At 44.8% G+C, this 13038-nt stretch carries 8 protein-coding genes; 6 read left to right on the forward strand and 2 right to left on the reverse strand.

Annotated elements, in window-relative coordinates:
- Positions 1-116: 116 nt before the first annotated feature.
- From rplJ to rpoC, 4 genes are all read left to right on the forward strand, one after another.
- A complete protein-coding gene (gene rplJ, locus SKA34_RS22260) occupies positions 117-611 on the forward strand; it encodes a 50S ribosomal protein L10 (RefSeq protein WP_006647706.1) in 495 nt (164 codons plus the stop codon).
- Positions 612-670: 59 nt separating this feature from the next.
- Entirely contained in the window at positions 671-1036 is a 366-nt protein-coding gene (gene rplL, locus SKA34_RS22265) for a 50S ribosomal protein L7/L12 (RefSeq protein ID WP_006647705.1), read from the forward strand.
- Between the two features lie 225 nt (positions 1037-1261).
- Entirely contained in the window at positions 1262-5287 is a 4026-nt protein-coding gene (rpoB, locus tag SKA34_RS22270) for a DNA-directed RNA polymerase subunit beta (RefSeq protein ID WP_006647704.1), read from the forward strand.
- Positions 5288-5387: 100 nt separating this feature from the next.
- Positions 5388-9605 carry a DNA-directed RNA polymerase subunit beta' gene (gene rpoC / locus SKA34_RS22275; RefSeq protein ID WP_006647702.1) on the forward strand — a complete coding sequence of 1406 codons (4218 nt, stop codon included), beginning with the start codon at positions 5388-5390 and terminating at the stop codon, positions 9603-9605.
- Between the two features lie 166 nt (positions 9606-9771).
- On the opposite strand, the gene SKA34_RS22280 is transcribed toward rpoC, so the two are convergent.
- A complete protein-coding gene (locus tag SKA34_RS22280; RefSeq protein ID WP_006647701.1) occupies positions 9772-10254 on the reverse strand; it encodes an Rsd/AlgQ family anti-sigma factor in 483 nt (160 codons plus the stop codon).
- A 149-nt stretch (positions 10255-10403) separates the two neighbouring features.
- On the opposite strand from SKA34_RS22280, the gene nudC reads away from it, so the two are divergent.
- Both nudC and hemE read left to right on the forward strand, forming a co-directional pair.
- Positions 10404-11180, forward strand: coding sequence for an NAD(+) diphosphatase (gene nudC, locus SKA34_RS22285; RefSeq protein ID WP_006647700.1), 777 nt, complete (start codon positions 10404-10406; stop codon positions 11178-11180).
- Positions 11181-11298: 118 nt separating this feature from the next.
- Complete coding sequence (gene hemE / locus SKA34_RS22290; protein ID WP_006647699.1) at positions 11299-12366, forward strand: uroporphyrinogen decarboxylase; 1068 nt, start codon at positions 11299-11301, stop codon at positions 12364-12366.
- Positions 12367-12424: 58 nt separating this feature from the next.
- Here hemE and SKA34_RS22295 read toward each other — a convergent pair whose 3' ends face one another.
- The gene (locus tag SKA34_RS22295) at positions 12425-13012 is read right to left on the reverse strand and encodes a uracil-DNA glycosylase family protein (protein ID WP_006647698.1); all 588 of its coding nucleotides are present in this window, start codon (positions 13010-13012) and stop codon (positions 12425-12427) included.
- Positions 13013-13038 lie beyond the last annotated feature (26 nt).

A 13038-nucleotide genomic window follows, 5' to 3' on the forward strand; every position in this document is an offset into this window, starting at 1 on the left:
ACCTACGTAGACGGTGCCAGAACATGATTGATGTATGTCTTTCTTGGATCTGCGCCGTAAGACTCTCCTGCTATTTTGAGCAGTGAGTGGTGTAAAACAATCCAGGAGCAAATCCAATGGCATTAAATCTTCAAGACAAAAAAGCAATTGTTGCTGAAGTCAACGAAGCTGCCAACGGTGCACTTTCTGCTGTTGTTGCTGACTCTCGCGGTGTTACTGTGGGTGCGATGACTACTTTACGTAAGCAAGCTCGTGAAGCTGGCGTATACGTAAAAGTTGTTCGTAACACACTAGCACGCCGTGCAGTAGAAGGTACTGACTTTGAATGTCTAAAAGACGTTTTCGTTGGTCCTTCTCTAATCGGTTTCTCTAATGAGCACCCAGGTGCTGCAGCGCGTCTTTTCAAAGACTTCGCTAAAGAGAACAAAGAATTCGAGATCAAAGCAGCTGCATTTGAAGGCGCTGTTGCAAACGTTGAAGTACTAGCAACTCTACCAACTTACGATGAAGCTATCGCACGCCTAATGATGTGCATGAAAGAAGCGTCTGCTGGTAAACTTGTACGTACTATCGCTGCAGTACGTGATCAGAAAGAAGAAGCTGCTGCTTAATTGTCGCGCTTTATCTGATTACTATTTAAACTTATTGTTGACTTAAAAAGAGAATTGTTATGTCTATCACTAACGAGCAAATCCTAGACGCAGTTGCAGAAATGTCTGTAATGCAAGTTGTTGAGCTAATCGAAGCTATGGAAGAGAAATTCGGTGTTACTGCTGCAGCTGCAGTTGTAGCAGGCGGCGCAGCTGCAGAAGCAGCTGAAGAGCAAACTGAATTCGACGTAATCCTAACAGCTTGTGGTCCAAACAAAGTACAAGTTATCAAAGCTGTACGTGGCGCAACTGGTCTTGGCCTTAAAGAAGCTAAAGCAGTAGTTGACGGCGCTCCAGCACCTCTAAAAGAAGGTGTTGAGAAGTCAGAAGCTGAAGCTCTTAAAGCTCAACTAGAAGAAGCTGGTGCTTCTGTTGAAATCAAATAATCATTATTTGATTTCATAGCCTTTTATGGCTATTGGCTGGTGGCAAATTGCTACCGGCCTTTTTGCGCTGTAGGGCAGTGGTAATTTTCACCTTGTTTTGTATCCACTGTCTAGCAAAAAACGACCCTGATTTCAATGGGTTGTTCCTACACATAAACAACGTTTAGTCACTACCCCCGTGTGTTTGGGGTAGTTTGGATCACTTATCAGCGATCTGAGGAACCTATGGTTTACTCTTATACCGAGAAAAAGCGTATCCGTAAGGATTTTGGTAAGCGTCCGCAAGTGTTGGATGCTCCATACTTGCTGTCGATCCAGCTTGATTCTTTCCAAAAATTTATCGAGCAGGATCCGGAAGGGCATTACGGTCTAGAAGCTGCCTTTCGCTCTGTTTTTCCAATTCAGAGCTACAATGGCAATTCCGAGCTGCAATACGTTAGCTATCGTCTCGGTGAGCCGGTCTTCGATGTTAAAGAATGTCAGATTCGTGGCGTAACTTATTCTGCTCCACTGCGTGTGAAGCTACGTCTTGTCATGTACGATAAAGACGCGCCGGCTGGCACCGTAAAAGACATTAAAGAACAAGAAGTTTACATGGGCGAAATTCCGCTCATGACAGATAACGGTACATTCGTTATTAACGGTACCGAGAGGGTTATCGTATCCCAGCTACACCGTAGCCCGGGTGTCTTCTTCGACAGCGATAAGGGTAAGACCCACTCCTCAGGTAAAGTGTTATATAACGCTCGCGTAATCCCTTACCGTGGCTCATGGTTGGATTTCGAGTTCGATCCTAAGGACAGTGTATTCGTACGTATCGACCGTCGTCGTAAATTACCTGCGTCTATCATCCTTCGTGCACTTAACTACACAACAGAACAGATCCTTGACATGTTCTTCGATAAAATTAATTTCGAAGTTCAAGGTAAATCTCTTGTTATGGAGTTGGTACCGGATCGTCTACGTGGCGAAACTGCAAGCTTTAATATCGAAGCGAACGGTACAGTTTACGTAGAGCAAGGTCGTCGTATCACTGCTCGTCATATTCGCCAATTAGGCAAAGACGGCATTGATCACATCGAAGTACCAGTTGAGTACATCGTTGGTAAGATCGCATCACGTGATTACATCAACGAAGAAACCGGTGAACTGATTGTAGCGGCTAACCAGGAATTAAGCCTGGAAGCATTAGCACTTCTATCTCAGGCGGGTCACAAGTCTATTGAAGTTCTATTTACGAACGATTTAGACCACGGTCCTTACATGTCAGATACCCTACGTATCGACAATACAACTGACCGTCTAAGTGCATTGGTAGAAATCTACCGTATGATGCGCCCTGGCGAGCCACCAACACGTGAAGCAGCTGAGCAACTTTTTGAAAGCTTGTTCTTCTCAGAAGATCGTTATGATCTATCTGCTGTTGGTCGTATGAAGTTCAACAGTTCTCTTCTTCGTGACGAGACAACAGGTCCTGGTATCTTAGACCACGCTGACATCATTGATGTTATGCGTAAACTGATCGATATCCGTAACGGTAAAGGTGAGGTTGATGATATCGACCACCTTGGTAACCGTCGTATTCGTTCTGTTGGCGAAATGGCTGAAAACCAATTCCGCGTTGGTCTAGTACGTGTTGAGCGTGCTGTTAAAGAGCGTCTAAGCTTAGGTGATCTTGATGCAATCATGCCTCAAGACCTAATTAACGCTAAACCTATTTCTGCGGCAGTGAAAGAGTTCTTCGGCTCTTCTCAGTTGTCACAGTTTATGGACCAAAACAACCCACTGTCAGAAGTTACTCACAAACGTCGTATCTCGGCGCTTGGTCCAGGTGGTCTGACTCGTGAGCGTGCTGGCTTTGAGGTTCGAGACGTACACGCGACGCACTACGGTCGTCTATGTCCAATCGAAACGCCTGAAGGTCCAAACATCGGTCTAATCAACTCGCTATCTGTTTTTGCGCGTTGTAACCCTTACGGTTTCTTGGAAACACCTTACCGTAAAGTGGTAGACGGAAAAGTTACAGACGATATCGAATACCTATCAGCAATCGAAGAAGGTCTATACGTTATTGCACAGGCTAACGCCGCGCTTAACGAAGACGGTTCATTTGCTGATGAATTGATCACTGCTCGTCAGAAAGGTGATTCAGGTCTGCACCCACGTGACCATGTTCAATACATGGACGTTGCAACCAACCAGGTTGTATCTGTGGCGGCATCTCTGATCCCGTTCCTAGAGCACGATGATGCTAACCGTGCCCTAATGGGTGCGAACATGCAACGTCAAGCAGTTCCAACTATCCGTGCTGATAAGCCGCTAGTAGGTACTGGTATTGAGCGTCAAATCGGTGTTGATTCTGGTGTTACAGCTGTAGCTAAACGTGGTGGTACAGTTCAGTCTGTAGATGCATCTCGTATCGTTATCAAAGTTAACGACGACGAGTTGATCCCTGGTGAAGCAGGTATCGATATCTACAACCTAACTAAGTACACGCGTTCTAACCAGAACACATGTATTAACCAGCGTCCAACCGTGCTACCTGGCGAGCCAGTATCACGCGGTGATGTTCTTGCTGATGGTCCTTCAACAGACCTTGGTGAGCTAGCGCTTGGTCAAAACATGCGTATCGCGTTCATGCCTTGGAACGGTTACAACTTCGAGGATTCCATCTTAGTTTCTGAGCGTGTAGTTCAGGAAGATCGTTTCACAACAATCCACATTCAAGAGCTTTCTTGTGTGGCGCGTGATACGAAGCTGGGTTCTGAAGAAATCACTGCTGATATCCCTAATGTGGGTGAAGCTGCGCTTTCTAAGTTGGACGAGTCAGGTATCGTTTACATCGGTGCTGAAGTTAAGGGTGGTGACATCCTAGTTGGTAAAGTAACACCTAAGGGTGAAACACAACTAACTCCAGAAGAAAAGCTTCTACGAGCTATCTTTGGTGAGAAAGCATCTGATGTTAAAGATTCATCTCTACGTGTTCCTGGTAGTGTAACTGGTACGATCATTGACGTACAAGTATTCACTCGTGATGGCGTTGAGAAAGACAAGCGTGCTCTTGAAATTGAAGAGATGCAGCTGAAAGAAGCGAAGAAAGACATCACAGAAGAATTCCAGATCCTTGAGGGTGGTCTTCTTGCTCGTGTTCGTACGCTTCTATTATCTGCGGGTTACGGCGAAGACAAGATTGCTTCAATGAACCGCGATGCACTATTTGCTGTTACGCTTGATGACGAAGCTTTACAAAACCAATTGGAACAGCTTGCAGAGCAGTACGATGAACTGAAAGCTGAGTTCGATAAGAAGTTTGAAACTAAACGTCGTAAGATCACTCAAGGTGATGACTTAGCACCTGGCGTACTTAAGATTGTTAAAGTATACCTAGCTGTACGTCGTCGCATCCAACCGGGTGATAAGATGGCGGGTCGTCACGGTAACAAGGGTGTTATCTCTAAGATTAACCCTGTTGAAGACATGCCTTACGATGAGAAAGGTCAAACGGTTGATATCGTTCTGAACCCACTGGGTGTACCGTCTCGTATGAACATCGGTCAGATCCTTGAGACTCACTTAGGTCTTGCGGCTAAAGGTATCGGTGACAAACTTAACGATATGCTTAAAGAGCAGCAGGAGTTACATAAGTTCCGTAACTTCCTACAACGTGTATATAACCTAGGTGATACTCGCCAGAAAGTTGATATCGAAGCTCTTACTGATCAGGAAGTGCGTACTCTTGTACAAAACCTTCGTAAAGGTCTACCTATTGCAACACCTGTATTTGACGGCGCACCTGAGTCATCAATTAAAGAGTTGCTAAAACTGGGTGATTTACCTGAATCAGGTCAGCTAACGTTGTTTGATGGCCGTACTGGTGATGCATTTGAGCGTCCTGTAACTGTTGGTTACATGTACATGCTTAAACTGAACCACTTGGTTGATGACAAGATGCACGCCCGTTCTACCGGTTCTTACAGCCTTGTTACTCAGCAGCCGCTGGGTGGTAAAGCTCAGTTCGGTGGTCAGCGTTTTGGTGAGATGGAAGTATGGGCGCTAGAAGCATACGGCGCAGCATACACCCTTCAAGAAATGCTAACCGTTAAGTCAGATGACGTTAACGGCCGTACGAAGATGTATAAAAACATCGTTGACGGTGATCATCGTATGGAACCAGGTATGCCGGAATCATTCAACGTATTGTTGAAAGAAATCCGCTCGTTGGGTATTAACATCGAGCTGGAAGACGAATAAGACTGGGTTAGTCACCTATACTTATTAGTTACTCCGGTATAAATATGAAGGCGCCAGTAGACTGGCGCCTTTATGGGTCAACTCCTCACAGGAGCCGAATGTGAAAGACTTACTTAAGTTTCTGAAAGCACAACATAAGACCGAAGAATTTGATGCAATCAAAATCGGTCTAGCTTCACCTGACATGATCCGTTCATGGTCTTTTGGTGAAGTTAAAAAGCCAGAAACAATCAACTATCGTACCTTCAAGCCTGAGCGTGACGGTCTTTTCTGTGCACGTATCTTTGGCCCAGTAAAAGACTACGAGTGTCTTTGTGGCAAGTACAAGCGCCTGAAGCACCGTGGTGTGATCTGTGAAAAATGTGGTGTTGAAGTTACTCAGACTAAAGTACGCCGTGAGCGTATGGGTCACATTGAGCTTGCTTCACCTGTTGCCCACATCTGGTTCTTAAAGTCACTGCCATCTCGTATCGGTTTGTTAATGGACATGCCACTACGTGATATCGAGCGTGTACTTTACTTTGAATCATACGTAGTTATTGAACCTGGAATGACCAACCTTGAGCGTAGCCAGCTGCTTTCTGAAGAGCAGTACTTGGATGCACTTGAAGAGTGGGGCGACGAGTTCGACGCTAAGATGGGCGCAGAAGCGGTTAAAGCACTTTTAGGCAACATGGACCTGAATGCTGAAATCGAAAATATGCGTGAAGAGTTAGAAGAAACTAACTCTGAAACTAAGCGTAAGAAGCTAACTAAGCGTCTTAAGCTAGTTGAAGCTTTCCTACAGTCAGGTAACAACCCAGAGTGGATGATCCTGTCTGTACTGCCAGTTCTACCGCCGGATCTACGTCCGTTGGTACCACTAGACGGCGGCCGTTTCGCGACTTCAGATCTGAATGATCTATACCGTCGTGTTATTAACCGTAACAACCGTCTAAAGCGTCTTTTAGACCTGGCTGCTCCTGATATCATCGTACGTAACGAAAAGCGTATGCTTCAGGAATCTGTTGATGCATTGCTAGATAACGGTCGTCGTGGCCGTGCTATCACTGGCTCTAACAAGCGTCCTCTGAAATCTCTTGCTGATATGATCAAGGGTAAACAAGGTCGTTTCCGTCAGAACCTTCTTGGTAAGCGTGTAGACTACTCAGGTCGTTCTGTTATCACAGTAGGTCCATACCTACGTCTGCATCAGTGTGGTCTTCCTAAGAAGATGGCACTAGAGCTATTTAAGCCATTCATCTACGGTAAGTTAGAGACTCGTGGTCTTGCTACGACAATCAAAGCTGCTAAGAAGATGGTTGAGCGCGAAGAAGCTGTTGTTTGGGATATCCTAGACGAAGTTATTCGTGAACACCCAGTAATGCTTAACCGTGCACCAACACTGCACCGTCTAGGTATTCAGGCGTTTGAACCAATCCTAATCGAAGGTAAAGCGATTCAGCTTCACCCACTTGTGTGTGCGGCATACAACGCCGACTTCGATGGTGACCAGATGGCGGTTCACTTGCCGTTGACGCTAGAAGCACAGCTAGAAGCACGTGCTCTAATGATGTCAACAAACAACATCCTTTCACCAGCATCTGGTGATCCGATCATCGTACCTTCTCAGGACGTTGTATTGGGTCTTTACTACATGACGCGTGAGAAAATCAACGCGAAAGGTGAAGGCATGTACCTTGCTGGACCAGCTGAAGCTGAGAAAGCATACCGTACTAAGATGGCTGAGCTTCACGCTCGCGTTAAAGTACGTATTACAGAATACGTGAAAGACGAACAGGGTAACTTTGTTGAGAATAGTCAACTTGTTGATACTACTGTTGGTCGTGCAATGCTGTGGCCTATCGTACCGAAAGGTCTGCCATTTAGCCTTGTAAACACTGAAGCACTAGGTAAGAAGCAAATTTCTAAGCTTCTTAACACTTGTTACCGTAAGCTGGGCATGAAAGATACTGTTATCTTTGCTGACCAAATTATGTACACAGGTTTTGCTTACGCTGCACTTTCTGGTGTATCTGTTGGTATCGACGATATGGTTGTACCTGCGGCTAAATACACTAAGATCGCTGAAGCTGAAGCAGAAGTTGCGGAAATTCAAGAACAGTTCCAGTCAGGTCTTGTAACTGCTGGTGAACGTTACAACAAAGTTATCGATATCTGGGCTACAGCGAACGAACAAGTTGCTAAAGCGATGATGGATAACCTGTCTTTTGACACTGTTATTAACCGTGACGGCGTTGAAGAGCAGCAAAAATCGTTCAACAGTGTATACATGATGGCCGACTCTGGTGCTCGTGGTTCTGCTGCACAGATTCGTCAGTTGGCGGGTATGCGTGGTCTGATGGCTAAGCCAGATGGCTCAATCATCGAAACCCCGATCACTGCGAACTTCCGTGAAGGTCTAAACGTACTACAGTACTTTATCTCTACTCACGGTGCTCGTAAGGGTCTTGCGGATACCGCACTTAAGACAGCAAACTCAGGTTACCTAACGCGTCGTCTAGTAGACGTAGCGCAAGACGTAGTGATCACAGCTGATGACTGTGGTACTTACGCTGGTATCACCATGATGCCTCTAATCGAGGGTGGTGATGTTAAAGAACAACTTGGTGATCGTGTTCTTGGTCGTGTTGTTGCTGAAGATGTTCTAAAACCTGGTACAGAAGAAGTTCTAGCACCTCGTAATACGCTTCTTGATGAGAAGTGGTGTGAGATCCTAGAAGCAAACTCTGTAGACCAAGTTAAAGTACGTTCAGTTGTAACGTGTGAAAATGACTTCGGTTGTTGTAAGTTCTGTTACGGTCGTGACCTTGCTCGTGGTCACTTGGTTAACTCTGGTGAGGCAGTGGGTGTTGTTGCTGCTCAGTCAATCGGTGAACCGGGTACACAGCTTACGATGCGTACGTTCCACATCGGTGGTGCGGCATCAGCAGCGGCAGCAGACAATAGCGTTGTAGTGAAAACTACAGGTTCTATGAAGCTGCACAATGCTAAGTTCGTAACGAACAATGCTGGCAAGCTTGTAATTACTTCTCGTGCATCTGAACTAAGCATCATTGATGAGTTCGGCCGTACGAAAGAGAACTACAAACTGTCTTACGGTACTATCTTAAGCAAAGGTGACGGTGCAGACGTTGTTGCTGGTGAAACAGTAGCAAACTGGGAAGCGCACACCATGCCAATCATCACTGAAGTGGCAGGTCGTATCCAGTTCGTTGACATGATCGACGGCGTAACAGTTTCTCGTCAAACAGATGATCTAACAGGTCTATCTTCAAGCGAAGTAACTGATGCAGCAGCTCGTCCAGCAGCAGGTAAAGATATGCGTCCAGCTATCAAACTTGTTGACGCTGATGGTAATGATGTAATGATCCCTGGTACTGATATGCCAGCTCAATACTTCCTACCTGGCAAGGCGATTGTTCAGCTTGACGACGGCGCTATGGTTGGCATCGGTGATACGTTATCACGTATTCCGCAAAAATCTGGCGGTAACAAGGATATCACGGGTGGTCTACCACGCGTTGCTGACTTGTTCGAGGCACGTAAGCCAAAAGAACCAGCTATCTTGGCAGAAATTACCGGTGCAGTATCATTCGGTAAAGAAACTAAAGGTAAGCGTCGCTTGATCATCACACCAACTGATGGTCAACCGTACGAAGAGATGATCCTGAAGCATCGCCAACTTAACGTTTTCGAAGGTGAAAAAGTTGAGAAGGGTGACGTCATTGCTGATGGTCCTGAAACTCCACACGATATTCTACGTTTACGTGGTGTACACGCAGTTGCAGAATACATCGTTAACGAAGTTCAGGAAGTTTACCGTCTACAGGGCGTTAAGATTAATGATAAGCACATCGAGACTATCATTCGTCAAATGCTACGTAAGGTAACTATCACTGTTGCTGGTGATTCTGAGTTCCTAGAAGGCGAGCAAGTTGAATTCTCTCGCGTAACGATTGCTAACCGTCAGCTTGAAGCTGAAGGTAAGACTCCTGCAAGTTACTCTCGTGACTTACTAGGTATTACTAAAGCATCGCTTGCGACTGAGTCATTCATCTCAGCAGCATCGTTCCAGGAAACAACACGCGTACTAACAGAAGCTGCAGTTTCTGGTAAGCGTGATGATCTACGTGGTCTAAAAGAGAACGTAATCGTGGGTCGTCTGATCCCTGCGGGTACTGGTTTCTCTTACCACCAACGTCGTCAGAATCAACGTAATGTTGAGCTTGAGCCAGTAGCACCACAAGTTGATGCAGAGCAAGCCTCTCAAGACTTAGCGGCACTATTGAATGCAGGTCTTAACGACGAGAATTAATTCTCAACGTGACTGATTCTAAAAGGCATCCTTCGGGGTGCCTTTTTTATTGTCTGAATAAATATCAGGAAGGTGGACGGGTCATGTGAAAGGGTAGTCGAGATATGTTCGATAGCTTGTAATGAAGTGGCAGCCTGTGTTACTGCCACATATTATAATGGCTAGTCTATGCGCCAGGAGGGCAAGATAGACTGTCGCTGATCAACTCAATCAGCTTATCTTCAAGGGCAAAACGAAGTTCCATTAGCTCACCAACTTGAGATAAGTCTTCATCAAATTGTTCGAGCAGATCGTCTTTTTTAACTTCGCTGTATTTATCATTGAAGTTCAATAAAGGATCTGTCGTTGAAGTGATTTTTGCATAAAGGGTGGAAATTTCTTCGGTAGGTGAATAACCTGTTTGATGCCAGCGTTCCATTACGTTATCGTAAATTTTGAAGTGACCCGCTGAAATATAATCAACCAGAGCTTCACTGAATAACGATAATTGAGAGGCGGTAGGAAGTTGGCGATTAGCCTCTTCTTTCGGGGCTAAGCCTGCTAGTTTACAATAATCGATAAGCAGTTGTTGACGCATCATCAGCCATTGGTCAATGACGTCATTATGACCGCCCCATTCTTTTTTGACTTGTTCGAATTTACTAAGCATGAGCACGTCCTCATGATCTTGTCGGTATCGTTAAATCGATAGTCGATGATCTTTCTCTTTTAAAGAGAGCTAGTTGTTCGGATAACTACTTGGTTTCAACTTTAGATTGCCAGTAAATTTACGCTGCCGCAAGGATGAAAGTAATAAAAATGTTAAAAAATGAGAATTTGGCATATTACTGCATTATTCATAAGGGAAAGATCTGGCTTGAAAATGAGACGTTGCCGCTGCGAAATATGACTGATATTACGCTAACGACGATATCTAGCCGTGTTATTGGCCGCTTTAACGATTATCTTGTTTATTGGCTAGAGGCTGATGATAACAATGATCCTGATAATTTTTATAGTTTACGGGAATTATTGCACATTGAGCCGGCACTTTTTGATCTCGCAGGACGCGCTATCCAATTATCTTATATGCTTACTCAGCAGCGTTACTGTGGTCGCTGTGGTTATGAAGCACAATTTCATGATGAGCAATTGGCCATGCAGTGCCAAACTTGTAAGGCAATAGATTATCCACGCGTATCGCCTTGTATTATTGTGGCGGTACGTAAAAATAAGCAAATTTTGCTCGCGCAGCACCCTCGGCATAAAACAGGTATGTATACCGTTATTGCGGGGTTTGTTGAAACAGGTGAGACACTAGAGCAATGTGTTGCTCGTGAAGTATTGGAAGAAACAGGCATTACTGTTGCGAATATTCAATACTTTGCCAGTCAACCGTGGGCATTTCCCTCCAATTTGATGATGGGATTCACTGCTGACTACGCCGGTGGTGACATTAAGCCAGATTATGAAGAGCTAACAGACGCAATTTGGGCTGATGTGGATCATTTACCTCAGTTACCGCCACAAGGAACAATCGCACGTCGGTTAATAGACCATACGCTGTCTTTTTCAAGTTCGCCCTGTAATAATTAACGATCAGATTTAGCGCGTTATCGTATCGTTATTTCCTATTGATAGAATAAGATATGTTCTATTTTGTTCTGAGTAATGAATGATACAATAAGTGCAGAATTAACCCATGGAGTCTCTAATGAGCGAATTAAAGAATGACCGCTACCTAAGTGCGTTGTTAAAACAGCCTGTTGATTACACGCCGGTTTGGATGATGCGCCAAGCGGGTCGTTATCTACCTGAATACCGTGAAACACGTAGCGTTGCAGGTGACTTTATGTCGCTATGTAAGAACGCTGAGCTAGCAAGTGAAGTCACACTGCAGCCACTTAAGCGTTTCCCGCTTGATGCTGCTATCTTGTTCTCAGATATCTTGACGATTCCTGATGCAATGGGTCTAGGTTTATACTTTGAAGCAGGCGAAGGGCCTAAATTCCAACGTCCTATTACTTGTAAAGCTGACGTCGATAAAATTGGTTTACCCGATCCTGAAGGTGAGCTGCAATACGTAATGAATGCAGTTCGTCAAATTCGTCATGATCTGAAAGGTGAAGTGCCGTTGATTGGCTTCTCTGGTAGCCCATGGACATTGGCAACTTACATGGTTGAAGGTGGTAGCTCTAAAGCTTTCACTAAGATCAAGAAGATGATGTATGCAGAGCCACAAACACTACGCCTACTGCTAGATAAGTTAGCTGATAGTGTTACTGAATACCTAAATGCACAGATCAAAGCCGGTGCACAGGCTGTGATGGTATTTGATACTTGGGGTGGTGTATTAACGCCACGTGATTACAACGAATTCTCACTACGTTACATGCATAAGATTGTAGATGGCTTAATTCGTGAAAATGAAGGTCGTCGTGTACCTGTTACGCTGTTTACTAAAAATGGTGGCATGTGGCTTGAGCAAATCGCAGCAACGGGCTGTGATGGCGTAGGCTTAGATTGGACAATTGATATCGCAGAAGCGAAACGTCGCATCGGTGATAAGGTTGCACTACAAGGTAATATGGATCCATCCATGCTTTATGCGCAACCTGAACGTATTCGTCAAGAAGTGGCAACGATTCTTGAAGGTTTTGGCGATGGTGGTACAGGCCATGTCTTTAACCTAGGTCATGGTATTCACCTTGATGTTCCGCCTGAAAATGCTGGTGTATTTGTTGAAGCCGTGCATGAATTATCGAAGCCTTATCATAAGTAATTTGCCAAATTAATATGATTAAACTGGAAACCCACGCAATTGCGTGGGTTTTTTATCTCTAAACTTGGTCTTTGATTGCTAAATGCTGGTGGACGTATTGGCGAATATAAGGGACGACGTCTGATTCAAACCATGGATTCTTTTTAAGCCAAATGGCATTACGAGGTGATGGGTGAGGCAGTGGAATGTATCGAGGTGCCCATTGTTGCCATTGCTTTACGGTTTCTGTGAGCGTTTTCGGCTTATCTCGTAAATAATAGTTTTGTGCGTATTGTCCGATAAGTAATGTCATACCGATATTAGGCATGAGATCAAGCACTGGCTGATGCCATTGTGGCGCACATTCTGGACGAGGTGGTAAATCGCCAGTTTTCCCTTTTCCTGGATAACATAAACCCATCGGCATAATGGCAATGTGTTCTGGGTTATAGAAGGTATCTTTGTCGAGCCCAAGCCATTGGCGTAGACGATCACCGCTAGGATCATTAAATGGGATCCCTGTTTGATGGACTTTTAATCCGGGCGCCTGTCCAATAAGCAATAATCTAGTTTTAGAGCTAAATTGAATCACTGGTCGAGGTACCAGGTGATCTTTGCAGATCTCGCAATGGTGAATAAGATCGCGTAAGTTATCAACTTGTTTCATCTGGTTAGTACGTTAAATATAGTTGC

It is taken from the genome of Photobacterium sp. SKA34, assembly GCF_000153325.1.
Taxonomy (GTDB): Bacteria; Pseudomonadota; Gammaproteobacteria; order Enterobacterales; family Vibrionaceae; genus Photobacterium.

Bases quoted from the DNA above. Each gene is read 5' to 3' on its own strand.
- hemE (WP_006647699.1), top strand. From the start codon at position 11,299: ATGAGCGAATTAAAGAATGACCGCTACCTAAGTGCGTTGTTAAAACAG.
- rpoB (WP_006647704.1), top strand. From the start codon at position 1,262: ATGGTTTACTCTTATACCGAGAAAAAGCGTATCCGTAAGGATTTTGGT.
- rplJ (WP_006647706.1), top strand. From the start codon at position 117: ATGGCATTAAATCTTCAAGACAAAAAAGCAATTGTTGCTGAAGTCAAC.
- SKA34_RS22280 (WP_006647701.1), bottom strand. From the start codon at position 10,254: ATGCTTAGTAAATTCGAACAAGTCAAAAAAGAATGGGGCGGTCATAAT.
- rplL (WP_006647705.1), top strand. From the start codon at position 671: ATGTCTATCACTAACGAGCAAATCCTAGACGCAGTTGCAGAAATGTCT.
- nudC (WP_006647700.1), top strand. From the start codon at position 10,404: ATGTTAAAAAATGAGAATTTGGCATATTACTGCATTATTCATAAGGGA.
- SKA34_RS22295 (WP_006647698.1), bottom strand. From the start codon at position 13,012: ATGAAACAAGTTGATAACTTACGCGATCTTATTCACCATTGCGAGATC.